The sequence below is a fragment of the Kitasatospora sp. NPDC032121 genome (genome assembly GCF_055580145.1).
The window spans coordinates 165644-191381 of the sequence record NZ_JBVILX010000003.1 but is presented as its reverse complement, the minus strand read 5'-3'; the positions used below and the strand labels follow the sequence as shown (position 1 = coordinate 191381).

26 protein-coding genes and 1 riboswitch are annotated in these 25738 nt (G+C 73.8%); of the genes, 7 read left to right on the top strand and 19 right to left on the bottom strand.

From position 1 onward, the window contains the following. Positions 1 to 48: 48 nt before the first annotated feature. Both ACZ5OX_RS11900 and ACZ5OX_RS11895 read right to left on the bottom strand, forming a co-directional pair. Positions 49 to 564, bottom strand: coding sequence for a GNAT family N-acetyltransferase (locus tag ACZ5OX_RS11900; RefSeq protein ID WP_449792895.1), 516 nt, complete (start codon positions 562 to 564; stop codon positions 49 to 51). Between the two features lie 24 nt (positions 565 to 588). Then, a complete protein-coding gene (locus tag ACZ5OX_RS11895) occupies positions 589 to 1005 on the bottom strand; it encodes an ankyrin repeat domain-containing protein (RefSeq protein WP_465629765.1) in 417 nt (138 codons plus the stop codon). Positions 1006 to 1400: 395 nt separating this feature from the next. Between ACZ5OX_RS11895 and ACZ5OX_RS11890 the strand changes: the two genes are divergently transcribed. From ACZ5OX_RS11890 to ACZ5OX_RS11880, 3 genes are all read left to right on the top strand, one after another. Then, positions 1401 to 1595 (top strand): hypothetical protein, encoded by a 195-nt coding sequence (locus tag ACZ5OX_RS11890; protein WP_392879911.1) that lies wholly within the window; start codon positions 1401 to 1403, stop codon positions 1593 to 1595. Positions 1596 to 1700: 105 nt separating this feature from the next. Beyond that, a complete protein-coding gene (locus ACZ5OX_RS11885; RefSeq protein WP_465629764.1) occupies positions 1701 to 3314 on the top strand; it encodes an nSTAND1 domain-containing NTPase in 1614 nt (537 codons plus the stop codon). 312 nt (positions 3315 to 3626) lie between these two features. Next, positions 3627 to 4001, top strand: a complete 375-nt coding sequence (locus ACZ5OX_RS11880) for an RNA polymerase-binding protein RbpA (protein ID WP_049655293.1) — start codon at positions 3627 to 3629, stop codon at positions 3999 to 4001. Positions 4002 to 4216: 215 nt separating this feature from the next. Here the strand turns inward: ACZ5OX_RS11880 and fxsA are convergent, their stop codons facing one another. The 5 genes from fxsA to ACZ5OX_RS11855 form a co-directional block, all read right to left on the bottom strand. Continuing rightward, the gene (gene fxsA / locus ACZ5OX_RS11875) at positions 4217 to 4795 is read right to left on the bottom strand and encodes an FxsA family membrane protein (RefSeq protein WP_465629763.1); all 579 of its coding nucleotides are present in this window, start codon (positions 4793 to 4795) and stop codon (positions 4217 to 4219) included. An 82-nt stretch (positions 4796 to 4877) separates the two neighbouring features. Continuing rightward, on the bottom strand, positions 4878 to 6497 hold the full coding sequence (gene lnt, locus ACZ5OX_RS11870) for an apolipoprotein N-acyltransferase (protein WP_465629762.1): 1620 nt from the start codon (positions 6495 to 6497) through the stop codon (positions 4878 to 4880). Between the two features lie 146 nt (positions 6498 to 6643). After that, on the bottom strand, positions 6644 to 7096 hold the full coding sequence (locus tag ACZ5OX_RS11865; RefSeq protein ID WP_465629761.1) for a GNAT family N-acetyltransferase: 453 nt from the start codon (positions 7094 to 7096) through the stop codon (positions 6644 to 6646). A gap of 42 nt (positions 7097 to 7138) precedes the next feature. Continuing rightward, positions 7139 to 8746 (bottom strand): amidohydrolase, encoded by a 1608-nt coding sequence (locus tag ACZ5OX_RS11860; RefSeq protein WP_465629760.1) that lies wholly within the window; start codon positions 8744 to 8746, stop codon positions 7139 to 7141. Between the two features lie 50 nt (positions 8747 to 8796). After that, the gene (locus ACZ5OX_RS11855) at positions 8797 to 9237 is read right to left on the bottom strand and encodes an Lrp/AsnC family transcriptional regulator (protein WP_045694655.1); all 441 of its coding nucleotides are present in this window, start codon (positions 9235 to 9237) and stop codon (positions 8797 to 8799) included. A 229-nt stretch (positions 9238 to 9466) separates the two neighbouring features. Here ACZ5OX_RS11855 and ACZ5OX_RS11850 point away from each other — a divergent pair, with 229 nt between their 5' ends. Further along, positions 9467 to 9985: a hypothetical protein gene (locus tag ACZ5OX_RS11850; RefSeq protein ID WP_465629759.1), complete on the top strand. Its 519-nt coding sequence runs from the start codon at positions 9467 to 9469 to the stop codon at positions 9983 to 9985. Positions 9986 to 10060: 75 nt separating this feature from the next. Here ACZ5OX_RS11850 and ACZ5OX_RS11845 read toward each other — a convergent pair whose 3' ends face one another. Further along, positions 10061 to 11224: an acyl-CoA dehydrogenase family protein gene (locus ACZ5OX_RS11845; protein WP_465629758.1), complete on the bottom strand. Its 1164-nt coding sequence runs from the start codon at positions 11222 to 11224 to the stop codon at positions 10061 to 10063. A 211-nt stretch (positions 11225 to 11435) separates the two neighbouring features. On the opposite strand from ACZ5OX_RS11845, the gene ACZ5OX_RS11840 reads away from it, so the two are divergent. Both ACZ5OX_RS11840 and ACZ5OX_RS11835 read left to right on the top strand, forming a co-directional pair. Further along, positions 11436 to 12092 carry a uridine kinase family protein gene (locus tag ACZ5OX_RS11840; protein WP_465629757.1) on the top strand — a complete coding sequence of 219 codons (657 nt, stop codon included), beginning with the start codon at positions 11436 to 11438 and terminating at the stop codon, positions 12090 to 12092. Positions 12093 to 12480: 388 nt separating this feature from the next. Further along, positions 12481 to 14661: an AAA family ATPase gene (locus ACZ5OX_RS11835; protein WP_465630128.1), complete on the top strand. Its 2181-nt coding sequence runs from the start codon at positions 12481 to 12483 to the stop codon at positions 14659 to 14661. An 81-nt stretch (positions 14662 to 14742) separates the two neighbouring features. Here ACZ5OX_RS11835 and ACZ5OX_RS11830 read toward each other — a convergent pair whose 3' ends face one another. The 11 genes from ACZ5OX_RS11830 to ACZ5OX_RS11780 all read right to left on the bottom strand — a co-directional run bounded on the left by ACZ5OX_RS11830 (position 14743) and on the right by ACZ5OX_RS11780 (position 24560). Beyond that, positions 14743 to 15729 (bottom strand): NAD-dependent epimerase/dehydratase family protein, encoded by a 987-nt coding sequence (locus ACZ5OX_RS11830; RefSeq protein WP_465629756.1) that lies wholly within the window; start codon positions 15727 to 15729, stop codon positions 14743 to 14745. Between the two features lie 106 nt (positions 15730 to 15835). Then, positions 15836 to 16882, bottom strand: coding sequence for a hemolysin family protein (locus ACZ5OX_RS11825; RefSeq protein ID WP_449792906.1), 1047 nt, complete (start codon positions 16880 to 16882; stop codon positions 15836 to 15838). Then, complete coding sequence (locus tag ACZ5OX_RS11820; RefSeq protein ID WP_465629755.1) at positions 16879 to 18222, bottom strand: hemolysin family protein; 1344 nt, start codon at positions 18220 to 18222, stop codon at positions 16879 to 16881. Before ACZ5OX_RS11820 ends, ACZ5OX_RS11825 begins: the two co-directional genes overlap by 4 nt. A 363-nt stretch (positions 18223 to 18585) precedes the next feature. Then, positions 18586 to 19026: a PH domain-containing protein gene (locus ACZ5OX_RS11815; protein WP_392918960.1), complete on the bottom strand. Its 441-nt coding sequence runs from the start codon at positions 19024 to 19026 to the stop codon at positions 18586 to 18588. A 156-nt stretch (positions 19027 to 19182) separates the two neighbouring features. After that, the gene (hisG, locus tag ACZ5OX_RS11810) at positions 19183 to 20031 is read right to left on the bottom strand and encodes an ATP phosphoribosyltransferase (RefSeq protein ID WP_449792909.1); all 849 of its coding nucleotides are present in this window, start codon (positions 20029 to 20031) and stop codon (positions 19183 to 19185) included. A 57-nt stretch (positions 20032 to 20088) separates the two neighbouring features. Further along, a complete protein-coding gene (locus tag ACZ5OX_RS11805) occupies positions 20089 to 20361 on the bottom strand; it encodes a phosphoribosyl-ATP diphosphatase (RefSeq protein ID WP_097238956.1) in 273 nt (90 codons plus the stop codon). A gap of 102 nt (positions 20362 to 20463) precedes the next feature. Then, the gene (ribH, locus tag ACZ5OX_RS11800) at positions 20464 to 20937 is read right to left on the bottom strand and encodes a 6,7-dimethyl-8-ribityllumazine synthase (protein WP_465629754.1); all 474 of its coding nucleotides are present in this window, start codon (positions 20935 to 20937) and stop codon (positions 20464 to 20466) included. 140 nt (positions 20938 to 21077) lie between these two features. After that, positions 21078 to 22382 carry a bifunctional 3,4-dihydroxy-2-butanone-4-phosphate synthase/GTP cyclohydrolase II gene (locus tag ACZ5OX_RS11795; RefSeq protein ID WP_465630127.1) on the bottom strand — a complete coding sequence of 435 codons (1305 nt, stop codon included), beginning with the start codon at positions 22380 to 22382 and terminating at the stop codon, positions 21078 to 21080. A 5-nt stretch (positions 22383 to 22387) separates the two neighbouring features. Continuing rightward, entirely contained in the window at positions 22388 to 23035 is a 648-nt protein-coding gene (locus tag ACZ5OX_RS11790) for a nicotinamide mononucleotide transporter family protein (protein WP_465629753.1), read from the bottom strand. Further along, entirely contained in the window at positions 23032 to 23751 is a 720-nt protein-coding gene (locus tag ACZ5OX_RS11785) for a riboflavin synthase (protein WP_465629752.1), read from the bottom strand. The genes ACZ5OX_RS11790 and ACZ5OX_RS11785 overlap by 4 nt, the downstream gene beginning before the upstream one ends. 224 nt (positions 23752 to 23975) lie before the next feature. Then, a riboswitch (FMN riboswitch) is annotated at positions 23976 to 24103 on the bottom strand. 142 nt (positions 24104 to 24245) lie between these two features. Next, a complete protein-coding gene (locus ACZ5OX_RS11780; RefSeq protein WP_465629751.1) occupies positions 24246 to 24560 on the bottom strand; it encodes an antibiotic biosynthesis monooxygenase family protein in 315 nt (104 codons plus the stop codon). A gap of 312 nt (positions 24561 to 24872) precedes the next feature. Here ACZ5OX_RS11780 and ACZ5OX_RS11775 point away from each other — a divergent pair, with 312 nt between their 5' ends. Further along, entirely contained in the window at positions 24873 to 25568 is a 696-nt protein-coding gene (locus tag ACZ5OX_RS11775) for an MSMEG_1061 family FMN-dependent PPOX-type flavoprotein (protein ID WP_465629750.1), read from the top strand. Positions 25569 to 25738 lie beyond the last annotated feature (170 nt).

Genomic DNA, 25738 nt, shown 5'->3' with positions numbered 1-25738 from the left:
CCCCTCCTCGCCCCGGGCCGAGGGAAGCCTTCCCCGCGCGGCGGGGGCTCAGACCGCCGGAGTCAGCTCCTTGCCGAGGCAGATGCTCTGCGGGTGGTCCTTGTAGATGCCGAACTTCCGGATCGCGGCGTAGCCCTCGGACTGGTAGAGCGCGACGGCCTCGGGCTGCTCGGTGCCGGTCTCCAGGACGAAGCGGCCCCGCCCGGCCTCGACCGCGGTCCGCTCCAGGCGGCGCAGCACCGCGCGGGCCAGGCCGCGGCCGCGGGCCTCGGGGATCACGAACATCCGCTTGACCTCGGCGTCACCGTCGCGCAGGTCGTCCGGGCCGGCCTGCTTGGCCCGCCAGCCGCCACAGGCGACCGGGCGGCCGTCCAGGTAGGCGATCATGAACAGTCCGGCCGGCGCCTCGAAGTCCTCGGGGTGCATGACGGTCTCGTCCGGGTCGCCGTAGCGGCGCACGTACTCCTGCTGCACCTCCGCCGACAGGGCCTGGGCGTCGGGGTGGGCGTAGCCGGTGATGCGGAACTCGACGGTGCCGATGTCCTGGGTGGTGCTGGTGCTCATGGTCGAAGAGCCTACGGTCCCCGCTCAGCCGACCTCGAACCGGGCGACCAGGTCGTCCTTGCCGAACATCCGCGCGGTGTCCACGGCGCTCGGGGAGCCGGCCCGCGGGTCGGCGCCGCCGGCCAGCAGGACGTCGAGCACGTCCGTGGCGCCCTTGAAGACGGCGCCGGCCAGCGGGGTCTGGCCGTGGTCGTTGGCACGGTTCGGGTCGGCGCCGTGCCGGAGCAGCTCCGCCACGGTGGCGGCGTGGCCGTGGTAGGCGGCCAGCATGAGCAGGGTGTCGCCGCGGCCGTTGGTCAGGTCGGCCGGGGCGCCGGCGCCCAGGTAGGCGGACAGCGTGTCGGTCTCCCCGGCCCTGGCGGCGTCGAAGAGCTTCCCGGCGAGCGCGATCACCTCGGCGTCGGGGGCGTCGGCGGGCTGTCGGCTGGCGGCGTCGGTCATGGCGGCGGCCTTTCCGGTCGGATCGTCGGACGGTTCGGGACTGCGCCCAGGGCACGGTAACGGCCGGTGCCGGAGCGGACCAGCGGGCGTCCGGAATCCGGATGACGGCCCGCGACCGCCACGACACGCGGCCGCGCGCGTTGCGCAGCCATTCGAGCGAACTTCCCGGACCCCCCGGAAACTTCCCGCCCGCCGCCCGGGAATGTCTCGGCACACCGAATCCCCGCGACGCCCGGCCCCCACCCCGGCCGGTCCGCATACCGCGGCCCGGCCGCCGGAACGGTATTGAACGGCAGAACCACCCATTTGCGCCGTTCCATCATCTATTACTTTTTGTCACGATTAGTGCACTTTCCGTAACACCCCCGCTTGTCCCCCTTCCTGAGGAGCGGAACGTGATCCTCTCGATTTCCGGCATCGTCCTGTTCGGCACCATCGCCTTTCTCTTCTTCCGCAGGGACGGACTAAAGGTCTCCCACGCCATCGTCTGCTCCCTCCTCGGCTTCTACATCGCCGGCTCCTCGATCGCGCCGAGCATCACCGCGGGCGGCGCCAGCCTCGCCAGCCTGCTCAGCGGCATCAAGTTCTAGCCCCGTCCTCCCCCGTACCGGCCCGGGCGCGGGTCCCACCGCCCCGGGCCCCGTCGTTCCGCACCCGCGCCACCCCACCCGTCCCACCGCCCGGGGAGTCAAGGAATGCCGCTCCACCGCAACTTCAGCAAGGGCCGCGCGATCGCCCGGACCGCCGGGGACCACGCCTCCGACATGTTCGCCCCGCTCTCCGTCATCGGCCGCGGCCTGCGCCACCACGTCGACTGGGCCAAGGCGCGCTGGCAGGACACCCCGAAGGATCGCCGCGGCCCGACGCTGTTCCTGACCGCCGCCCTGCTGATCGGCGTCTACCTGCTGCCGCACGGCCTGCTGTTCGCCCTGATCGCCCTGATGGCCAGCGCCGCCTGGGCCGGCCGGCCCCCCAAGGCGGCGCCCGCACCGCCCGCACCGGACATCGCCGACGTCAAGCTCGCGGCCCTCTACGCGGCACTCACCCCGTACCTGTGCGGCCCCGAGGACGCCAACCCGCTGTACCACTTCACGGGCAGCCACAAGAACGCCTTCAGCGCGTGGGAGTTCGACCGCGAGGGCCGGCTCGCCCGGCTGGACATGAGCTACCCGGCCTACTTCACCGACACCGAGCCGACCGCCCGGGCCCGGATCGAGCAGGTGGTCCAGGGGAAGGCCGGCCGGGCCCGCGAGTACCGCTTCGACTGGGACGAGGAGTCCAACCGGCTGCGGATCGTCGCGCTCGCCCCGCTCCCGGCCGACATCGCCGCCCAGCGCTTCGTGGCCGCGCCCGGCGAGATCGTGCTGGGCTTCACCGACGAGGACGGCACCGCCCGGACCATCCCTGTCACCCGCGGCGGTGCCACCGTCCAGCAGCCGCCGGTGGTCTGGCGCACCGGCCCGCGCTCCTCCGAGCCGCACCTGCTGGTGCTCGGCGTCGCCGGCTACGGCACCTCCAGCCTGCTGCGCTCGGTCGCGCTCCAGGCCCTCCCGTACGCCGACCTGGTGGTGGTCGACGGTGCGGGCACCGGCGAGCACGCCTGCCTGGTGAACCGGCCCGGCGTGCACACCGTGGAGACCAGCCTGCACGGCGCGCTCGCCGCCCTGGACTGGGCCGTCGGTGAGACCGAGCGCCGGCTGGCCGCGCTCAACGCCGCCCGGCACGCGGGCAGCGCCCCGCCCGAGGACGTCACCCGGCCGCTGTGGCTGCTGCTGGACCACCCGACCGAGCTGAGCGAGCTCGCCCGGGCCGAGGGCCGGCCCGACCCGCAGGACCTGCTGGAGCTCCCGCTGCGGCACGGCCGGGCCGCCCGGGTCACCGTGGTGGTCGCCGACGACCTCGACGCCCGGGACCGGATCACCGCCACCGTCCGCGCCACCACCCGGGCCCGGGTGGTGCTCGGCCCGGCCGGCCGCGACGAGGCGCACGACGCGCTCGGCGCGCCACTGGACATCGCCCCCGCCGCCCACGCCCCGATCGGCCGCGGCTACGCCCGGATCGGCAACGGCGCCCCCGTCCGGCTCCAGGTGCCCGCCACCGTCGACCCACTGGACGACGAGGCCCCGGCGCCGCTGCGGGACGCGGTGATCGCCCTGCTGCCGCACCGGGACACCCGCACCGAGGCCGCCGCCGCGCCGCCCCGCCCTGAGCACCCGCCGACGGTCCCCGCGGCCGACCCGACTGCCGCGGCCCACCCGGTCGAGCTGGCCAAGGGCGAGCCGATGATCCGCCCACGGCCGATCTCCTGACCACCAGGCCGCCCCGCCTCCCGGAGCCGGTTCTCCGGCCTCCGCCCGGGGGGCGGCCCTCGCGGTCGAATCCCGTCCCGGTAGGCTCGTCACGGAAAGTCCGCACGATCACCAGATGTGAAATAGGTGACACCTGGGGTGATATCACCGGCCAGATGTGACAAATCGGGCGCAGGTGGGTACAAACAGGGGCGGCACTACAGACGACGCATGTCCCGGGACGGGAATCTTCGTCGGAAGCCGAGCGTTGACCGAACGACGAAGAACAGCGACCACTAGTCCTGTGGGCCATAAGCCCGGGAGGCACGATTCATGAGCGAGCGAGCTCTCCGCGGCACGCGACTCGGGGCCACTAGCTACGAGACCGACCGTGGTATCGATCTGGCTCCCCGCCAGACCGTCGAGTACGCATGTCAGAACGGACACCGTTTCGAGGTTCCTTTCTCGGTCGAGGCGGAGATCCCCGCGACCTGGGAATGTCGCTTCTGTGGCCAGGAGGCGGCACTTCTCGACGGCGACGAGCCGGAGGAGAAGAAGATCAAGCCGACGCGCACCCATTGGGACATGCTGATGGAGCGCCGGACGCGCGAGGAGCTGGAGGAGGTGCTGGCCGAACGGCTGGCCGTGCTCCGCTCCGGTGGGATGAACCTCGCGGTGCACCCGCGGGACACCCGTAAGAGCGCCTGACACCTCGCTCCCGCCCCGAGCGGGAGGACGCGAAAAGGGACCCTGGTGACCAGGGTCCCTTTCGCGTTGTCCGGCCGGTCCGCTGTCCGGTCCCGGTCGGCTGTCCGGTCCCGGTCCCGGTCGGCTGTCCGGCACGGGCCGGGAGCCGTCGCCGGGCGAAGGACGGGCCGCCCGGGGCGGCGTGCGCCCCGGGCGGCCCGGTGGGAACGGTCTGATCAGCCCGAGATCGGCGGGCGGTAGGTGGTGTCCGGGCCCTGCGGGCCTCGCGGGCCGGAGTCCTGGTCCACGACCTCGCCCTGGATCACCTTCCCGTCCGGGCGGTGGATGCGCAGCTGCTCCTGGAGCCGCATCGCGTCCGCGAACGGGTCGGCGCCGGCCGGCGAGGCGCTGCGCAGCGCCTTGTCCGCGACCCGGCGCCCGACCGCCCGCCACAGCGCCCGGGTGGGCGGGAAGACCAGGGTCAGGGCGACCAGGTCCGACAGGAAGCCGGGGACGATCAGCAGCACGCCGGCCAGCACCGTCATGCTGGTGCCGGTCTGCGGCTGCTCGGACTGCGGGTTCTTGCTCTGCTCGACCGCCGCCGAGAACGCCTTCAGACCGGCCCGCTTGATCAGCGAGCCGCCGACCAGGGCGCCCCCGATGAGCAGCAGCAGGACGGTGAAGCCGCCCAGCCACGAGCCGACCTGGACCAGCAGCCAGATCTCCAGCACCAGCCAGGCGGTGATCAGCAGCGGCAGCACCCGGCGGAGCCTGCTACGCGGGGCCGGACGGGCGGGGGTAGCTTGCTGGGTCACGGTACGAATCCACTCCAGGCGGTGCTCTGCGCGCCGCACGGGAGGTCCGGGCCGGCTACGGCACCACCTGGTCCAACGATTCCTACTCGGCCGGTGTTCCGGCAGCGTCCTTCTTGCGGCGGCCGATGAGCACGGCCGCGCCGCAGGCCAGCAGGCCTCCGAGGGCCAGCGTCCACTCCGGGGCGGCACCGACCCGGTCGGCCACCGTGGTGCCGTCGCGCAGCGGGACGGTGGCGGACAGCTCGGCCGCCGTCAGCTCCTCGGTGCGCTGCTGGACGCTGCCGTCCGGAGCGATCACCGCGCTGATGCCGCTGGTGGCGGCGATCAGCACCGCCCGGCCGTGCTCGACGGCCCGCAGCCGGCTCATCGCCAGCTGCTGCTCGGGCTGGCCGGTCTTGGCGTACGTCGCGTTGTTGGTCTGGACGACCAGCACCCGGGCGCCGCTGTCCACGGTGTCGCGGACGATCTCGTCGTACGCGACCTCGAAGCAGATCACGTCGCCGATCCGGGCCGGGCCGAGCTGCATCACGCCGTTGTGGTCGCCGGGGTAGAAGTCCCGGGCGACCCGCTGGAGGCGGGTGATCACCGTCATCAGCTGGGCGCGGAAGGGGACGTACTCTCCGAACGGGACGGGGTGCTGCTTGGTGTAGGAGGCGCCGGGGCCGGTGACCGGGTCCCAGACGATGCCCTCGTTCTGGACGTGCTGCGCGTCCGGTCCGTCCACCAGGGTGCCGACCAGGGTGGGCACGCCGATCGCCTTGACCGCCTCGTCGATCCGCAGGCGGGCCAGCGGGTCGCTGAACGGGTCGAGGTCGGAGGAGTTCTCCGGCCAGATCACGATGTCGGGGCGCTCGACCTTGCCGGCCCTGATGTCGGCGGCGAGCCGCTCGGTGGCCGAGGCGTGGTTGTTGAGGACCATCATCGGGCGGCCCAGGAAGTCCATGCCCGGGTTGGGCACGTTGCCCTGGACGATGGCGACCTTGACGGTGTCGGCGGCGGCCGTGGGCACCGGGACGAGGTAGCCGGCCAGCAGCGCGGCCACCGCGCCGAGCGCCGCCAGCGCGGCGGCCTTCGGGGCCTTCGCCGGTCCGCGCAGGCGCAGCGCGGCCCAGGCCAGCAGGGCGCCGGACAGAGCGACCGCGAAGGTCACCAGCGGGGCGCCGCCGAGCGCGGCCAGCGGGGTGTACGGGGTGGCGGTGTTGGCGAAGGCGAGCCGGCCCCAGGGGAACCCGCCGAGCGGCAGCCGGTCCCGGGCCCACTCCTGGGTGATCCACAGGCAGGCCGCCCAGAGCGGCCAGCCGGGCAGCCGGGAGGTGACGGCCAGCGCGCCGCCGAGCAGGGCCAGGAACAGCGCCTCCACGACGGACAGGCCGATCGTGGCGTCCCAGCCGACCACCCGCAGCCAGCTGAGCAGCATCAGGAAGAACGGCAGGCCGAAGACGAAGCCGCTCCACAGTCCCTGGCGGAAGGTGCGGCCCCGGGTGAGCAGCGAGAGCGCGGCGACGCCGAGCAGCGACAGCGGCCACAGGTCGTACGGCGGGAAGGCGAGGGCCAGCAGCAGGCCGGCCAGCGCGGCGAGGCCGGTGCGGGGCAGCCCGGCGCGGACCTTGGCGAGCGCGCGGGCTCTGCGGCTCGGTCGGGGCGCCGGCTCCTGCGGCTCGGGGACGGCCTCGGACCGTTCCTGGGTGACGGGAGTGGCCACCGGCGCACCATCTTCCTGGGGCTTGCTGTTCGGACGCTGTGCGAAGAAGGTACCCCGGAACGTCGGTGGCCCGTCAGGTGAGGGTGGTAGGGCCGTCCCACCGGTCGGCTCGGACCCGGGAGTGACCGGTGGTACGGCGTCCGGGGTCAGCGCGGGGCGTAGCGGAACTCCCGTGGGGGCCACCGGTCGGTGAGCCAGTCGGAGACGGCGCGGTACAGCGGCGCGTCCAGGTGGGCGCGGTCGGCCCGGACCCAGGAGCTGACGGAGACCGCGGACGGGTCCTCGCGGTCCGGGTAGATGTAGACGCAGCCGATCACCTCGTCGCGGTCGGGTTCCAGGACGGTGTAGGTGAAGCCGGTGCGGGCCTCGAAGTCGGCGGCGTGCCGGCGCAGGTCGGCGAGGTTCCGCTCCAGGGGCATCCCGGCGGGGGGCGGCCAGTGGCGGCCGGCCCAGCCGGGGGTGGCGCGGATGTGCTCGATGCTGCCGCTCCAGGCGGCGTGGTCGGAGGCGTTGTGCCGCTCGCCCAGGGGCTCCAGGCGGAACTCCGGGGCGAGCAGCTCGCGCGGGACGGTGAAGTCGGCGGGCACCAGTTCGGTCATGGTGGTCAACCTAGGACGCGGCGGCCCGCCGCTCCACGGGGTTTACCGCTGGTGCACCGTGCGACCGCGGACCACGGTGCGCAGGCAGGTCGGCAGCGGGTGGCCCGGGGTCAGGTCGGGCAGGCCGGGGGTACCGGAGCGCGGGTCGGTGGACCAGCCGGCCACCCGGGAGTCCGGGGCCTGGACGACCAGTTCGCCGGCCGCCCAGATCGCGAAGCTGGCGACCGCGCCGGGGACGAGGACGCCGTCCTGGTCCCGGCCGATGGCGCGCCAGCCGCCCCGGGTGTGGGCGGTGAAGGCGGCCCGCACCGAGATCCGGTGGTCCAGGGTCTGGTGGAAGGCGGCGGCCCGTACGGTGCCCCAGGGGTCGAGCGGGGTGACCGGGGCGTCCGAGCCGAAGGCCAGCGGGACGCCGGCCCGCAGCAGCCCGGCGAACGGGTTGAGGGCGGCCGCCCGCTCGGCCCCCAGGCGCTGGACGTACATGCCCTCGGGGCCGCCCCAGGCGGCGTCGAAGGCGGGCTGGACGGAGGCGGTCAGGCCGAGTTCGGCGAAGGCGGCGACGGCCTCGTCGTCCAGGGCCTCGGCGTGCTCGACGCGGTGGCGCAGGGCCTTGACCCGGTCGGCACCGACCCGGGCGCCGGCCGCCCGGACGCCCTCGATCACCGCGGCGACGGCCGCGTCGCCGATGGCGTGGAAGCCGGCCTGGAGCCCGGCCTCGGTGCAGGCGGCGACGTGGTCGGCGACCTGCTCGGCGGTCAGGTAGGCGGTGCCGGTGTGCTCCGCGTCGGAGTACGGCTGGTGCAGGCAGGCGGTGTGCGAGCCGAGCGCGCCGTCCACGAAGAGGTCTCCGCCGGCGCCCACCGCGCCGAGCCTGCGGGCGGTCTCGATGCCGCCCAACTCGCCCCAGTACCCGAAGACTTCGGGCCCCTCGTGCTCGGCGGCCAGGGCCAGCAGGGCGGCCAGGTCGGTCTCCGAGGAGATCTCCGGGCCGGCGCACTCGTGCAGGGCGCCGATGCCGAGTTCGGCGGCGCGGGCCAGGGTGGCGCGCTGGGCGCGGCGGCGCTGCTCGGGGGTGAGGTGGGCCAGCGCGGTCTGCCGGACGGCGTGGTGGGCGTCCTTGGTGAGCGGGCCCTCGGGGTCAAAGCCGGGCGCCTCCGCCAGTCCCTCGGCGAGGGTGCGCAGCGCGGTGGTGGCGAGCGCGGAGTGCACGTCGGTGCGGGAGAGGTAGAGCGCGGCACCGCGGGCGGCGGCGTCGAGTTCGGCCAGCGTGGGCGGGCGGCCCTCGGGCCAGCCGGTCTCGTCCCAGCCGTGGCCGATCAGCACCCCGCCGGGCTCGGGCCGGGCGTCCACGAAAGCGGTGACGGCCTCCAGGGCGGCGGCCAGCGAGGGGCTGCCGGTGAGGTCCAGACCGGTGAGTGCCAGACCGGTGGCGGTGGCGTGCACGTGGGCGTCCACGAAGGCGGGGGTGACCAGGGCGCCGTCCAGCTCGACGATCTCGTCGGCGGTCGCGGCGTACGCCTCGGCGGCGCCGTCACTGCCGACCCAGGCGACGTGCTCGCCCTCCACGAGCATCGCGGTGGCGAAGGGGTCGGCGGGGCTGTAGACGGCGCCGCCGCGCAGCAGGACGGTCCGGAGATTGCGTTCGGTCATGCGGCCAAGTCTGCACGTCACCGGTTCCTCCGCGGAGACCGGCCCGCGGTTCAGAGCTTCGGGGGGCGCGCCTCGTACGGGGTGGACAACACGACGGTGGTGCGGGTGGAGACGCCGGCGGCGCTGCGGATGCGGGCGAGGAGGTCCTCGAGGTCGCCGGGGGCGCCGACGCGGACCTTCAATATGTAGTTCTCGTCGCCGGCGACGCTGTGGCAGGCCTCGATCTCGGGCAGGCCGGCCAGCCGCTCGGGGGTGTCGTCCGGGGCGCTCGGGTCGAAGGGCTTGACCGAGATGAACGCGGTCAGTGCCAGGTCGACGGCGTCGGGATCGATGATCGCGGTGTAGCCGCGGATCACCCCGCGCTGTTCGAGGCGGCGCACCCGCTGGTGCACCGCCGAGGTGGACAGGCCGGTGGCCTTGCCCAGGTCCGTGTAGCTCATCCGGCCGTCCTCGAGGAGCAGCTGGACGATGCGTTGGTCGAGATCCTCCACAGTGCGCAAACCTACCCGGTCGGGAGCACGGGGGGCGCACGCGGTGGCACAGGACAGGACCGCAGGTGCCGGGCGGGCACATGCCGGGCGAATGTGGCATCCGGTGTGGCCAAGGACACACCCGGTGCATCACGGTGCACGGGAGCGCAGGGTTATGAGTCCGGATCACAGGGAATTGCTGGTTGTGGCCCTGGACGACCACGCCGGGCCCGATCCTAGGGGGATCCTCATGCCTGCTACTGACCAGCGCGTGCTGGGCGCCGACGAGACCGACGATATGACCGACCGCGAGGACCTCGCGGTCGACCACATGCCGGGCACCGACCCGGGCGAGGCGGAGAACTGGGACATCTCCCGGGTCGACTGCCCCGAGTGCCGCCGCCCGATCGCCCTGGTCGCGGACGAGGAGCGGCTGCCGCAGCACGCGCTGCTGCCGACCGCCTGGAACCCCTTCTCCCCCGCGATCTGCCCGGGTTCCGGCACGCCGACGGACGACCTGGCCGAGGTCGAGGTCCCGGAGGACGCCGAGCCGGCCCGGTTCGACGCGCTGTTCAAGCTCCCGAGCGGGCTGGACTGGCGGACCCAGCCGTTCTCGCACGCGGTCGCGCACCGGCCGGTGCGGCTCGCCGCGGTCGCCCCCGCTCCGGTGGCGCCCGCCGTCCCGACCGTCGCCGCGCTGCGGGCCGCCATCCCGGAGCAGCGCCGCCGCCGCCCGGCGCTGGCCGGCCGCACCGCCAAGGCGAGCTGACACGCCACCGGGAACGCCTCCGGCCGTCACTCCGCACCCTGGAGTGACGGCCGGAGGCCGTGTGGAGGAAAGGCCTCAGGCCTTCGTGAGGTGACGGCCGATCACCAGCCGCTGGATCTGGTTGGTGCCCTCGACGATCTGCAGCACCTTGGCCTCGCGCATGTACCGCTCGGCCGGGAAGTCCTGGGTGTAGCCGTAGCCGCCGAGCACCTGGACGGCGTCGGTGGTCACCCGCATCGCCGCGTCGGTGCAGAACAGCTTGGCCATCGCCGCTTCCTTGGAGAACGGCCGACCGGCGTCCTTCAGCCGGGCCGCGGCCAGGTAGAGCGAGCGGCCGGCCTCGATCTGGGTGGCCATGTCGGCGAGCATGAAGGACAGGCCCTGGAACTCGGCGATCGGGCGCCCGAACTGGCGCCGGGTGCGGGCGTAGTCGACGGCGAGGTCGAGCGCGGCCTGGGCGACGCCTATCGCGCAGGCGGCGATGCCGAGGCGGCCGGAGTCCAGCGCGGCGAGCGCGATCTGGAAGCCCTGCCCCTCCTCGCCTATCAGCCGCTCGCGGGGCACCCGGGCGCCGTCGAAGTGCAGCTGCGCGGTCGGCGAGGAGCGCATGCCCATCTTGTGCTCCGGCGGGGCCGCCGAGAGGCCCTGCTGGTCGCCGGGGACCAGCAGGCAGCTGATGCCCTTGGGACCGTCGCCGCCGGTGCGCACCAGGGCGCTGTAGAAGTCGGCCCGGCCGCCGTGGGTGATCCAGGCCTTGGTGCCGTTCACCACGTACGCGTCGCCGTCGAGGTCGGCGCGGGTGCGCAGCGCGGCCGCGTCGGAGCCGGACTGCGGCTCGGAGAGGCAGTAGGCGCCGAGCTGCTCGCCGGAGAGCATGGCGGGCAGCCAGGTGTCGCGCTGCTCGTCGGTGCCGAAGGTGGCCAGCGCGTGGCAGGAGAGGGTGTGCACGCTGACGCCGAGGCCGACGGCCAGCCAGCCGGCCGCGAGCTCCTCCAGCACCTGCAGGTACACCTCGTAGGGCTGTTCGCCGCCGCCGTGCTTCTCGTCGTACGGGAGGGAGAGCAGGCCGGCCTCGCCGAGGGTGCGGAAGACCTCTCGCGGGAAGCGGCCCGCGGCCTCGTCCTCCGCCGCACGGGGCTGGAGCTCGCGCTGGACCAGGTCGCGGGTGAGGCTCAGCAGCTCGCGGGCCTCCTCGCTGGGCAGCTGGCGCTCCACGGCTTTCACAGGGGAGGGGGTCATGGCGGTGGTCGCCTCCTCGATCGGGCGCCGGACCGAGGTGTCGGCTGACCCGGCGTGGGTGTGGCTGGTCGGACCGACCGGCACCGGGTTGCGGTGAACGGCCGTTCACAGTCGTGGCGAAGGCGAGTATGCCCGAAACCCGCGTCGGCGTCACGACCTGCACAGATGATCTGTCCGCAGTGGCGGGCTACGGCACCGTAGGGTTGACGTTGTGGCTGCATCCGAACCCTTCCCGCCCCGCCCCCGGCCCGCTCCGGACGACCGGCTGACCGCGCTCGCGGCGGAGCTGCGCGCGCTGCCGCCCTCCTGCGGGCCGGTGCGGCTGGTCGCGGTGGACGGGCACGCGGGCTCCGGCAAGACCACCTTCGCCGGACGGCTCGCGGCGGCGCTCGGCGGGGCCCCGGTGGTCCACCTCGACGACCTGGCCACCCACAGCGAGCTCTTCGGCTGGACCGGACGGCTGCGCGAGCAGGTACTGGAGCCGCTGACGGCCGGGCGGGACGCCGAGTACCGGGTGTACGACTGGACGCTGCGCCGCTTCGCGGGCACGGCGCGGGTGCCGGCCGGCCCGGTGGTGCTGGTGGAGGGGGTCGGCGCCGGGCGGCGGGCGGTGCGGCCCTGGCTGGCCCGGGTGATCTGGATGGAGTTGGACGCGGCCTCGGCCCGGCGGCGCGGCGAGGAGCGGGACGGTCCGGATCTGGCCGAGTTCTGGGCGGGCTGGGCCCGGGCCGAATCGGCGCATTTCGCCGCCGATCCGAGCCGTCCGTACGCGGCGACGCGGGTCGACGGGGTGACCGGCCGGATCGCCCCGGGCACCGTGGGTGAACCTTCAACCATCGCCTTGACCTGCGACGTCGCCAGGATCTAGGTTCTCCCCAGCCGCCGGAACCACAGCTTCCGGCCGCCTCGGACCCGGCGTCCTCGGCTTGTTCCCCCGTGAGCCGGGGACGCCGTCCGGTCCGTTTCCGAAACTCGCTCCCCCACCGCCCGTTTCCTCGTCCGAGCGCTCAAGAGCCGCTCGCGCGTTCACATTTGACCCTGTACGGCACCCTTCCGGATCAGCCCCGCGCCGGTACGATTCCTGGCAGGCGCATATGCGCGACAGGGGGTCGACGACCACCGGCCAGGCTGGGCGCAGGCGACTCGCCGGCCGAGCCCCGGCCGCACCGCGGGGGGCGTGAGTGACGACGGTGGACAGTTCCGACAGCACGGCGGGTGGGCCGGACCGGCTCGCCGACCGCGCCTGGCTGCGCGCCATGGACGCGTACACGGCCGGTGCGTACACCCGGGCCGAGGAGGAGTTCCGGGCCGCCGTCCGGCTGGACCCGGGCATGGCCGACGCCTGGCTCGGACTGCACGCGCTGCGCAGCGACACCTCGGCCGCCCTGCTGGCCATGTACCGCCACCAGAAGCGGTTCGGCGAGCAGCGGCGGCTGCACCGACGGCCGCTCAGCTCCTGGTACTGGCTGGGCTGGTGGGTCCAGCCGGTGCTGGAGGACGCCCGCGACCTCGCGCTGGCACACGCCTCGCACTGGCTGGACGGCCGCCACCTGGCCGAGCTGGACGGGGCGTTGGAGCAGTGCCCGGCACCCGGCGAGGACCCGTCCGCCCGCTTCCTGTACGCCTGCCGGTCCTACCTGCTCAAGGACTGGGAGCAGTTGATCCGGGACACCGACCGGCTGCTGGACGACCCGCTGCTCGGCATCGAGGCCGGGCTGTTCGCCGGCATGGCGCGGGTGCGCCTCGACATGTGCGCCCAGGCGCAGGCCCCGCTGGCCGCCTCGCTGGCCCGCTGCCGTTCCGAGCAGCCGCAGCGCAAGGAGCTGCGGTACTGGCTGGCCCGGGCGTACGAGGGGGCCGGGCGCAGCGCCGCGGCACTGCCGCTCTACCGGGCGGTGCACCGGGCGGATCCGGCGTTCATGGACGCCGCGGCCCGGCTGGCGGCCATCTCGGCCGAGGACGGGCTGGCGGACGGACTGACCGACGTGCTCGCGGACGGGCTGCCGACGGGCGGGCGCCCGGGTGCGGGCGACGCCGCGGGACCGGGCGGGCCGGGTGTCGGCGCCGGGTTTCCGGAGGAGGCCGGGTTTCCGGAGGAGGCCGGATTTCCGGAGGAGACCGGGTTCGCCGGACTGCCCGGGTTCGCCGGACTGCCCGGGTACGGCGGGGAGTTCGGGGAGGCGACGGGCGGGCCGAGCGGCGCGACCGTCTCCGGCGACGGGGTGTCGAACGGCACCGTGCCGACCGGCGGGTTCCCCGACGGCGGGCCTTCGGTGGACACCACCCTGTCGGAGGCCGGACTGGTCGACGCCGGGCTGGTGGACGCCGGACCGGTCGACGGCCCCCCGGCGGACGGGGCCCTGAACGGTGGCGGCCTGACCGGTAGCGCCCTGGACGGTGGCGGCCTGACCGGCGGCGCCCTGCTGGACGGCTCGCCGGCCGACGGCGCGCCGCGGGCCGCCGGGGAGCGCTCCGGCTCGGGCGCCCCGCCCGGCGGCGCCGCCGTACCACCGCCACTGCCCGCCCCCGGCCGGGTGCAGCCCCGCGCCGCCGCCGTGCCCGAGCCCCGGGCCGGCGGCGACGAGCGGGAGCTGGACGCGGCCCTGACGGAACTCTCGCTGATGGTCGGCATGGAGCCGGTCAAGCGCCAAGTACGGGCACTGTCAGCCCAGTTGAGAATGTCCCGGCTGCGGGCCGAACAGGGCCTGCCGGTCCAGCCGCCGAAGCGCCACTTCGTCTTCTCCGGCCCCTCGGGCACCGGGAAGACGACCGTGGCCCGCATCCTCGGCCGGGTCTTCCACGCCCTCGGGCTGCTCTCCGGCGACCACCTGGTGGAGGCCCAACGTGCCGACCTGGTGGGCGAGTTCCTCGGCCAGACCGCCGTGAAGGCGAACGAACTGATCGACTCCGCGCTGGACGGCGTGCTGTTCATCGACGAGGCGTACAGCCTCTCCAACTCCGGCTACACCAAGGGCGACGCGTACGGCGACGAGGCGCTCCAGGTACTGCTCAAGCGCGCCGAGGACAACCGGGACCGGCTGGTGGTGATCCTGGCCGGCTACCCCGAGGGGATGAACCGGCTGCTCGCCACCAACCCCGGTCTCAACTCCCGCTTCACCACCAGGGTCGACTTCCCCAGCTACCGCCCCGGCGAGCTGACCGCGATCGGCGCGGCGCTGGCCGGCCGGGACGGCGACGGCTGGGACGAGGACGCCGCCGAGGAGCTGGCCAGCATCTGCACCCACGTCGTGCGCGAGGGCTGGATCGACGAGCTGGGCAACGGCCGCTTCATCCGCACCCTGTACGAGAAGTCCTGCGCGTACCGGGACCTGCGGCTGTCGCTGCTGCGGGAGCCGCCGGGCCGGGAGGACCTGGCCACCCTGCGGCTACCGGATCTGGTCCAGGCGTACGGGGAGCTGATCGACGGCCGGGGCTGAGCGGCGGCCGGGGCCGATCGGCGGCCGCGTCCGCGGCCGAGCGGGCGGGCGAGCGGGCGGGCGGGCGGGCGGGCAAACCGTTCAGCTCTGGAGGAGCGCGGCCTCCCGCGCCCGGTCCAGCCCGACCGTGGCCCGGTCGGCCCGCTGCGGCGCGCTGCCGCCGATCGACCTCAGCCAGGCCCAGGTGTCCTCGACGGTCTCGGCGACCGGGCGGCAGCGCAGCCCGGCACCCAGCGCGCGCTCGACCGAGCCGGTGTGCAGGAAGTCGTACAGCTCGCCGGGCGCCAGCCAGATCGGCAGCTCGGTCCACGGCTCGATGCCCGCCGCGAGGATCCGCTCCGGGTCCGTCCAGCGCAGTTCGGCGTCCGAGCCGGTGGCCCGTACGCAGGCCTCCAGCAGCTCGCCCATGGTGGCGTGGCCGGACGGGCCGACCAGGTTGTACGGGCCGCCGAGCCGGGCGACCACGGCGTCCAGGGTCCAGGCCGCGAGGTCGCGCACGTCGATGTACTGGAGGGGGAGCTCGCGCGGGCCCGGGGCGAGCACCGGGCCGCCCTCGGCGATCCGGTTGAGCCACCAGGGCAGCCGACCGATGTCCTCGTACGGGCCGATGATCAGCCCGGCGCGGGCCAGCAGCGCCCGCCCGCCGAACTCCGCCTCCAACGCCAGTTCCGCGCCGCGCTTGGTCTCGGCGTAGGGCACCTCACCGGTGAGGTCCGGGGAGGAGTCGACCACCGGCGCCGCCTCGCCGGCTCCTGGCACCAGCGGGTAGTCGTACACCGACCGGCTGGAGACGTACGCGTAGTGGCCGACCCTGCCGTTGAGGAGGCGGGCGCTGTCGCGCACCGCCGCGGGCGCCCAGGACCAGGTGTCCACCACCGCGTCCCACTCCCCCGTGCCGAGCGCCGCGAGGCCGTCCTCGGCGGTGCGGTCGCCCGTCAGCTGCCGGACGCCCTCGGGCGCGGGCCGCGTGCCGCGGTTGAGGGCCGTCACCTCCCAGCCCCTGGCCAGCGCCTCCTCGGCGACGGCCCGTCCGACGAACTTGGTTCCACCCAGCAGGAGAAGTCTCATGCCCACCACCCTGGTGCCAGGGTGGTGGGCATGGAACGGCTGCCTGCTGTCAGCAGAATCGCCGGGAGCGAACGCTCGTCGGTGAGGGCCCGCGCGAGGGCGGCCGTCAGGCCGTGGCGCGGTGGTCCGGGTCGTGCATCTCGCCGACCAGCTCCTCCAGCACGTCCTCCAGCATGACCACGCCGAGCGTGCGCCCGTCCTGGTCCAGCACGGCGGCCTGGTGGCAGGCGGCCCGGCGCATCGCCCCGAGGGCGTCGTCCAGCGGGAGGCTGCCGCGCAGCACCGTGATCGGCCGCCACAGGCGGGCCGGGACGGGCGCCGACGGGTCGTCCACGTCGAGGATGTCCTTGAGGTGGACGTAGCCGAGGTAGCCGTGGCCGGCCGGGTCCCCGTCGGTGACCGGGAAGCGCGAGAAGCCGGTGCGCAGCGCCAGCTCCTCGACCTCGGCGGCGGTCGCCTTGGTGTCCACGGTGACCAGCTGCTCGGGCTTGAGCAGCACCTCGGTGACCGGGCGGCGGCCCAGCTCCAGGGCGTCCTCCAGGCGCTCCTGGCGGCTCTCGTCGAGCAGGCCGGCGTCCCGGGAGTCCGCCAGCAGGTACATCAGCTGCTCGGTGGTGAAGACCGACTCGACCTCGTCCTTGGCGTCCACCCGGAAGAGCTTCAGGACGCCGTTGGCGAAGGCGTTCAGCGCCCGGATCACCGGGGTGAGCCAGCGGGCCAGCCGGTCCAGCGGCGGGCCGAGCCAGAGCGCGGCCCGCTCGGGGCCGGCCATGGCCATGTTCTTCGGCACCATCTCGCCCATCACCATGTGCAGGAAGACCACGACGGCGAGCGAGATCCCGTACGAGAGCGGGTGCATCAGGCCGGACGGGACACCGATCGCGTGGAACGGGCCCTCCAGCAGGGAGGCGATGGTCGGCTCGGCGAGGGCACCGAGGCCCAGCGAGCAGACGGTGATGCCGAGCTGGGCGGCGGCCAGCATCGCGGAGACGTTGGACAGCGCGTGCAGCACGGTGCGGGCGCGCTTGTGCCCGGCCTCGGCGAGCGGCTCGATCTGGCTGCGGCGCACCGACACCACGGCGAACTCGGCGCCGACGAAGAAGGCGTTGCCGAGCAGGAGCAGCAGCGCGACGGCCAGTTGCAGGGCGGTCACCGGCTCTCCTCCCGGTCCTCGTCGAACAGCCCGGGCGCGGTGGTGCGCTCCACCCGGACCGCGGTGGTGCGGTGGCGGTCGACACCGGTCACGGTGAAGCGCCAGCCGGGCAGCTCGGCCCGCTCGCCCACCTCGGGGAGCTTGCCGAGCAGGTCGGAGACCAGGCCGGCCAGGGTCTCGTACGGCCCGTCCGGGGCGTTCAGGCCGATCCGCTCCAGCTGGTCGATCCGGGCGCGGCCGTCGGCCTCCCAGACCGGCAGGCCGTCGACGGGCGGCAGCGGCAGCAGCTCGGGGTGGTCCTCGGGGTCGTGCTCGTCCTGCACCTCGCCGACGATCTCCTCCACGATGTCCTCGACGGTGACGACGCCGGCGGTGCCGCCGTACTCGTCGACCACGATGGCCATCGGCTGGAGCCGGCGCAGCCGGTCGAGCAGCCGCTCGGCGGGCAGCGTCTCGGGCACCAGCAGCGGCGGCGAGGCCAGCTCGCCGACCGGGACCAGGCCGCGCCGGTCGGCCGGGACGGACAGGGCGTCCTTGAGCGTGACGATGCCGGTGACCTCGTCCAGGCTGCCGGTGTAGACCGGGAAGCGGGACAGGCCGGTGGCCCGGGTCAGGTTGATGACGTCGGAGGCGGTGGCGTTGCGCTGGAGCGCGGCCACGTCCACGCGCGGGGTCATCACGGACTCGGCGGTCAGCTCGCTCAGGGCCAGGGTGCGGACGAACAGGGTCGCCGACTCCTCGTCTATCGCGCCGGCCTTGGCCGAGTGGCGGGCCAGCGAAACCAGCTCGTCCGGGGTGCGGGCGTGGCCCAGCTCCTCCTGCGGCTCGATGCCGAAGGCCCGGACGGTCCGGTCGGCGGCGCCGTTCAGGAAGCTGATCAGCGGGCGGCACGCGAAGGAGAACGCCATGTGCGGGGCGGCGACCGCGCGGGCCACCTGGAGCGGGCGGGAGATCGCCCAGTTCTTCGGCACCAGCTCGCCGATCACCATCTGGACGACGGTGGCCAGCACCATGCCGACGACCACGGAGACCCCGCGGGCGGCCGAGTCGGGCACGCCGATGGCGGACATGACGGGTGCGAGCAGGGTGGACAGGGCCGGCTCGGCGAGCATGCCGACCACCAGCGAGGTGACGGTGATGCCGAGCTGGGCGCCGGAGAGTTCGAAGGAGAGGTGCCGCAGGGCCCTGCCGACGCGGCGGGACTTGGCGTCGCCCGCCTCGGCGGAGCGCTCCACCGCGCCGCGCTCGACGGTCACGAAGGCGAACTCGGCGGCCACGAACAGGCCGTTGGCGAGGATCAGGAGAACGGCTGCGAGCAACAGCAGCCAGGCGGTGATCACAGTGCCGCCTGCCTTCCGGAGGTCGGAAGCGAGGCGGCGCAGGTACTACCGGACGGATCGTCCATCGAGGGGGAGTGTCACTCCTCAGGTCGGGTTCGGGCACTCGATTCGGGGCAAGGCGGACTTTGCCCCGTTTTTACCAGCGTAGACCATACCCGGATGGCGAAAGAAGGCCGTGCGGCCCGCCGGGGCCACGGAACCGCAGGTGGGAGGCGGATCCGGGCCCGGACCAGAGCTCCGGGCCCGGATCAGGGCTCGCTTCCGGGCTCGTTCACGGGCTCGGAGCCGGGTTCAGGCCCGGGTTCAGGGTTCAGGCCCGGCTCGCTTCCGGGCTCGTTCACGGGCTCGGAGCCGGGTGCGGGCTCAGGCCTGGGCGTGCTGTTCGACCAGGTCGCGCAGCGCGCGGGCGTCCGCGATCGCCTGGGCCTTGCCGACGCCGGGCTGGATGCCCACCGCGGCGAGCGAGGTGCCGTCGGAGAGGTCGAGGGTGGCCCACGGGTCGCCCTGGCGGAGGTTGACCCGGACGATCTCGGCCCAGGCGAGCCGGCGGCGGCGAACGAAGTTGACCACGGTCACGCCGTCCGCGTCGGCGCTCACCCGCGGGCGGGCCAGCATCAGGCCGACGGCGGCGAACAGGACCCCGCTGGCCGTCATCATGATCCGGTCGTTCAGCTGCCAGTTCTCCGGGAGCAGCACGGCCATCGCGGAGAACAGCACCACCAGCAGCACGCAGACCGGGAGCAGCACGGCGCGGGTGCGGCGCGGGGCCCAGGTGACGGGGAACTGGACGGGCGGCGTGGACACGTGGGGTCTCCGGGGGTGGATCTGGTTGCGGCAGCACGAGGGGCGGGGACGCGGTCGGCGTCCCCGCCCATTGAACCGTTCTTTACCCGCGGACCGGCGGGCAGGTCACCCGGGCGCGCCGGTCACCGGGCGCGGGGCGCCCGGCGCGCGGGCAGGTCAGAGGCGGCAGGCGTGGATGTTGGTGACCAGGATGGCCCGGGCGCCGATGCCCCACAGGTCGTCCATGATCTGCTGGGCCTCCTTGCGGAGCACCATCGAGCGCACCGCGACCCAGCCCTCGGTGTGCAGCGGCGAGACGGTCGGCGACTCCAGGCCCGGGGTCAGCGCGACGGCGGCGCCCACCTTCTCGGCGCGGATGTCGTAGTCCATCAGCACGTAGCGGCGGGCCACCAGCACGCCCTGGAGGCGGCGCAGGAACTGCTCCACCCGGGCGTCCTCGCCCGCGCCCTTGGGCCGGATCACCACCGCGTCGGAGACCAGGATCGGGTCGCCGAACACCTCCAGGCCGGCGTTGCGCAGGCTGGTGCCGGTCTCCACCACGTCGGCGATCACGTCGGCGACGCCCAGCTGCACCGCGGTCTCGACCGCGCCGTCCAGCTTGGTGACCGTCGCCTTCACGCCGTGGTCGGCCAGGTGCTGCTCGACCAGGCCGGTGTACGAGGTGGCGATCCGCAGGCCCTCCAGGCCCTTGACGTCCTCGACGGCCACGCCCTCGGGGCGGGCGAAGCGGAAGGTCGACCCGGCGAAGCCGAGGGCGAGCACCTCCTCGGCGTTGGAGTGCGAGTCCAGCAGCAGGTCGCGGCCGGTGATGCCGACGTCGAGGCGGCCGGAGCCGACGTAGACGGCGATGTCACGCGGACGCAGGAAGAAGAACTCCACCTCGTTGTTCGGGTCGACGAGGACGAGCTCCTTGGGATCCTTCCGCTGGCGGTAGCCGGCCTCATGGAGCATCTCCGCCGCGGGACCCGAGAGAGAACCCTTGTTGGGGACGGCGATGCGCAGCATGGGAGGTTGCTTCCTTACCTGTTGGGAGGATGGGTGAGCTCGGGCGAGCGGGGGTGTCTAGAGGTACTTGTAGACGTCGTCGAGCGTCAGGCCGCGGGCGATCATCATCACCTGCAGGTGGTAGAGGAGCTGCGAGATCTCCTCCGCCGTCTGCTCGTCCGACTGGAACTCGGCGGCCATCCATACCTCGGCGGCCTCCTCGACGACCTTCTTGCCGATCGCATGGACGCCCTGCTGGACGAGCTGCGCGGTACGGGAGGACGAGGGGTCGCCGGTGGCGGCCTTCTGCTGGAGCTCGGCGAAGAGCTCCTCGAATGTCTTCGAAGCCATGATGGGGCCACCTTACGGCGTGCGGGCGGACAGACGGTAAACGGTCCCGGAGCGTGGACAGTCCAGTGGACGTTTCACCCTCCGGGACCGGGGCGGCCGGGGTCAGGGCGCGGCGCGCAGCACCACGGCGGTGGCGACGGCGGCGGTGACGGCCTCGTGGCCCTTGTCCTCGGCGGAGCCCGGCAGGCCCGCGCGGTCGATCGCCTGCTCCTCGTTGTCGCAGGTCAGCACGCCGAAGCCGACCGGGACGCCGGTGTCCACGCTGACCTGGGTGAGGCCCGAGGTGGCGGCCTGGCAGACGTAGTCGAAGTGCGGGGTGCCACCGCGGATCACCACGCCGAGGGCCACCACGGCGTCGTAGCCGCGCTCGGCGAGGCGCTTGGCGGCGACCGGCAGCTCGAAGGTGCCGGGCACCCGCAGCACGGTCGGCTCGGCGACCCCCAGCTCCTTGAGCGCGCGGTGGGCGCCGTCCAGCAGGCCGTTCATCACGGTGTCGTGCCACTGGGCGGCGACGACGGCGACCTTGAGGTCGGCGGCGCCGTCGATGGTCAGCTGGGGGGCTCCGTGGCCGCTCATGTCTCGTACTTCCTGTCTGTGCGGTCTGTCGCTGGCTGTCTTCGGTCGGGATTGATTCGGACCCGGTCGGGGTCGGTTCAGGCGCGGTCGGGGTCGGTTCAGACCCGGTCGGGGTCGGTTCAGGCGCGGTCGGGGTCGGTTCAGGAACCGAGGCCGGGCAGGTCGTGGCCCATCCGGTCGCGTTTGGTCCGCAGGTAGCGCACGTTGTGCTCGCCGGGCGCGATCTCGACGGCTTCGCGCCCCTTGACCTTGAGCCCGTGGTCGGTGAGCGCGGTCAGCTTCCGCGGGTTGTTGGTGAGCAGGGTGAGCGAGCGGACGCCGAGGTCCACCAGCATCTGGGCCGCGATGCTGTAGTCCCGGGCGTCGGCGGGCAGGCCGAGGTCCAGGTTGGCGTCGACGGTGTCCCGGCCCTGCTCCTGGAGTTCGTACGCGCGCAGCTTGTGCGCCAGGCCGATCCCCCGGCCCTCGTGGCCGCGCAGGTACAGCACCACGCCGCGCCCGGCCTCGGCGACCCGCCGCAGCGAGGCCTCCAGCTGCGGGCCGCAGTCGCAGCGCAGCGAGCCGAAGACGTCACCGGTCAGGCACTCGGAGTGGACCCGCACCAGGACGTCCTCGTCCTGCGGCAGCCGCCCCTCCGCGTCCAGGCCGCCGGCCACCAGCGCGATGTGCTCGACGCCGTCGATGGTGCCCTTGTAGCCGACGGCGGTGAACTCCCCGTGCGCGGTGGGCAGGGCGGTGACGGCGGCCCGGTCGACGTGCAGCTCGGTGCGGCGGCGGTAGGCGATCAGGTCCTCGATGGAGATGATCGCGAGGCCGTGCTCGCGGGCGAAGGCGACCAGCTCGGGCAGCCGGGCCATGGTGCCGTCGTCGTTGACCACCTCGGCGATCGCGCCGGCCGGCGGCAGCCCGGCGAGCCGGGCCAGGTCGACGGCGGCCTCGGTGTGGCCGGGGCGGACCAGCACGCCGCCCTCGACGGCGCGCAGCGGGAAGACGTGCCCGGGGCGGGTGAGGTCGCCGGGCTCGGTGCCGGGCGAGGAGAGCAGCCGTACGGTGCGGGCGCGGTCGGCGGCGGAGATGCCGGTGTCGACCCCCTCCCGGGCGTCCACCGAGACGGTGTACGCGGTGCCCTTGCGGTCCTCGTTGACCTGGGTCATCGGCGGGAGCCTGAGGCGGTCCAGCTCCTCGCCGGTCATCGGGGCGCAGATCACGCCGGAGCTGTAGCGGATGGTGAAGGCCATCAGCTCGGCGGTCGCGGCGGAGGCGGCGAAGACGAGGTCGCCCTCGTTCTCCCGGTCCTCGTCGTCGACCACGACCACGGCGCGGCCGAGGGCGATGTCGGCGATCGCGCGCTCGACCGGGTCGAGGACGAGCTCGGGCTCGGACTGGGGTTCGGGCCGGGCTTCGGGCCGGGTGGCGCCGCTGCTGCTGGACGGGTTCTCGGTCATCTCGGTCATGCCGTGGCTCCCTGGGGGACGGAGGCGGACTTGGCGCGCGACTCACGGGTGTTCAGCCACCAGGAGCGCAGGCCGAACAGCACCAGGACGAAGTAGACGGAGTAGGTGAGGCCGGAGAAGGTGTAACCGCTGTTGAAGGCGAACGGGACGCCGACCGCGTCGACCGCGATCCAGGCGAACCAGAACTCCACCCAGCCGCGGGCCTGGGCGACCATCGCGGCCAGCGTGCCGACGAAGATGTAGGCGTCCGACCAGGGGCTCCAGGACAAGCTGGGGAAGGACGTGAAGAGCAGGGCGAGCGCGACCGTGCCGACCGCCGTGCCCGCCACCAGCACGAGCCGCTCGGGCCAGCGCGCGAACCGTACGGCGATCGTGCCGCCCTCGCGGCGGCCCCGCTGCCACTGCGCCCAGCCCCAGGAGGCGGTGGCGATCACGATCAGCTGCTTGCCGATCAGGCCGGGGACGTGGCCGCCGAGGTACGCGGCGATCAGCACCGCGCCGGACAGCAGCTGGACCGGCCAGCTCCAGACCGAGCGGCGCCAGCCGAGCGCGAGCCCGCCGAGGCCGAGGATGTTGCCGATCATGTCGGCCCACTTGACGTGTTCGCCGAGGACGGTGAACGCCTCGCCGCTGAGCCAGCTCACTGGGACTCCCCCGGGGTTCCGCCGACCAGGAGGTCGGACGGGTTGGACTGGTCGGACTGGTCGGACGCGCCGGGCAGACCGGGCAGGGTGCGGGACTCCAGGAGGCGCTCGACGTACTTCGCGAGCACGTCCACCTCCAGGTTCACGCTCTCCCCGACGCCCTTGGCGCCGAGCGTGGTCAGCGCGAGGGTGGTCGGGATGAGGCTGACGGTGAAGCTGTCCTTCTCGGCCTCCACCACGGTGAGGCTGACGCCGTCGACGGTGATCGAGCCCTTCTCCACCAGGTAGCGGGAGATGGTCTCGGGCAGCGAGAACCGCAGCACCTCCCAGCGCAGGTTGCCCGCCGCGTCGCGCTCGCCGGGCTCGCGGCTCAACAGCCGCCCGGTGGCGTCGACATGGCCCTGGACGAGGTGGCCGCCCAGCCGGGCGCCGAGCGCCATGGCGCGCTCCAGGTTGACCCGGGAGCCGGGCGCCAACTCGCCGAGGCTGGAGCGGTGCAGCGTCTCGGCCATCACGTCGGCGCTGAACTCGCCGGTGCCGGCGGCCAGTTCGTCCGGGCTGTCGACGACGGTCAGGCACACGCCGTTGACCGCGATGGAGTCGCCGTGCCTGGCACCCGTACAGACCACCGGGCCGCGCAGACGGATCCGGGAAGAGTCGCCGATCTCCTGGATCGACACGACCTCGCCGAGCTCTTCGATGATGCCGGTGAACACCCGGGTTCTCCTCGCGCTTGGGGCGCGGACTCCGGGGCGGCATGGGAGATGACACGGACGGGCACCGGTGCGCGGGCCCGGGGCACGACCCGTCACCGGGGATGCCGAGGCCGCCGGGAGATCGCTCACCCGGCACGGGAGACACCGCTCCCGTCGTTCACCTGACCGGGGCCCGGGAGGCAGTCTCCTGCCGCTGGACCCACGGGTACTGCTCTTCGTCCGCCCGCGCACGCCTCCCATCCGGACTTTAACCGTCGGTCCAGGAATTTCACCTGGTCAACCGGCCGCTGGCTGCGGACGGGTCGCGGACTGTAACCGCCGGTTCGGATTTTCACCGACCCCGGAGTGCGCTGAACGTCACTGCTTGATGCCGTCATTGTGCCACGGACGGCGCAACGGCAGGGAGACCCTCGTGCTGTGGCCTGTTTCACGGACCCGCGGGGAATGCGCGGCAAGCAGCGAGGTGCGGCCGGCGCCCCGGGGTGGGCGGGTGCTCATGGGGAGGCGGGGTCGGTGATCGAGGTGAAGTGGGTGACCTCCGGCGGGTGGGCGAGGTAGCTCAACTCGCCCTCCGACCAGACCGGCCGGATCCGCCACATCGGCCCCGCGTACCCGCGCAGGGCCTCCTCGTCGCGCCAGCGGCTCAGCACCAGCACCCTGTGCCCGTCCTCGGACAGCGAGCGCAGCAGCTCGCCGCCGAAGCAGCCGTCGGTCCGCCCGAGCTGCGGGATCACCTGGGCGGCCAGGTGCGCGCAGAACTCCTCGATGCGCCCGGCCAGGACCTGCCCGGTCCAGATTCTGACGATCACGACCACCACCTCCGGCTGCGGCTGGCGTCCCTCGCCCGGTCCCGCTGGCCCTTGGCCCGGTGGCCCCCCTGACCGGCTGGTCACCGACCTGTTGGTCGCTGATCTGTTGGTCGCCGACCTGCTGGTCCCTGATCTGCTGGTCGCTGACGTGGTGGGCTCCGACCCAGTGGTCCCTGGCCCCCATTATGAGCGGAAAACCGCTGGTGGGGAGGGGTGGGGAGAGGATTTCGCGAAGGGCGGCGGCGGGCGCAGGAGGGTGACGGGGCACCGGCGGGACGGGGGCCACCGGGCGGCCTCGACTACATTCCCGGTATGACGACCACACCGGAATCTGCCGTTTCGTCAACCACCGTGCCGAACCTGCCGGGCAGCCTGTTCGACGCCCTCCACGCGGGCGCGCTCAGCGACCCCGCCCAGCTGCGCGAGGTCTACGAGCAGCCGAGCGACCAGGCACGCCGCAAGCAGGTCGACCACCTGCACGACGTCGCCCGGCGCCTGATCGCCTGCTCCCCGCTGGTGTTCGTGGCCAGCTCGGACGCCGCCGGGCGCTGCGACGTCTCCCCGCGCGGCGGGCCGGCCGGGCTGGTCTCGGTGCTCGACGAGTACACCCTGGCCATTCCGGACGCCACCGGCAACAAGCGGTTGGACACCCTGCACAACATCCTTGAGACCGGCCGGGTCGGGCTGCTCTTCGCCGTCCCCGGCCGGGACGCCACGCTGCGGGTCAACGGGCGGGCCTGCGTCTCGACCGACCCGGAGCTGCTGCGGCAGCTGACGGCCGTCGGCAAGCCGCCGCGCAGCGCGATCGTGGTCGCCGTCGAGGAGGTGTACGGGCACTGCCCGAAGGCCTTCCTGCGGTCCTCGGCGTGGAAACCGGAGAACTGGCTCGCCGCGGACGCGCAGCCGAGTTCGGCGGAGGTCACGCTCTCGCACCTGCGGGACGAGTCGCTGACGCTGGAGATCATCGAGCGGTACGAGCGGGAAGCTCTGCTGTACCGGTACGAGTGAGGCAGCGGGCGGCCGCGGGGGTGGCCGGGGTGGGTGGATCCCGAACTCGCCCGACATCCGGGCCACCTCCTCGCGGGGCCTCCTCGCGGACGCTCGATGCGGCCGCCGTCGGCCCCGGCGCCACCGTGTGCCCGGCACCGCGGCGGCCGCACCCGGGCGACAGCCGGACA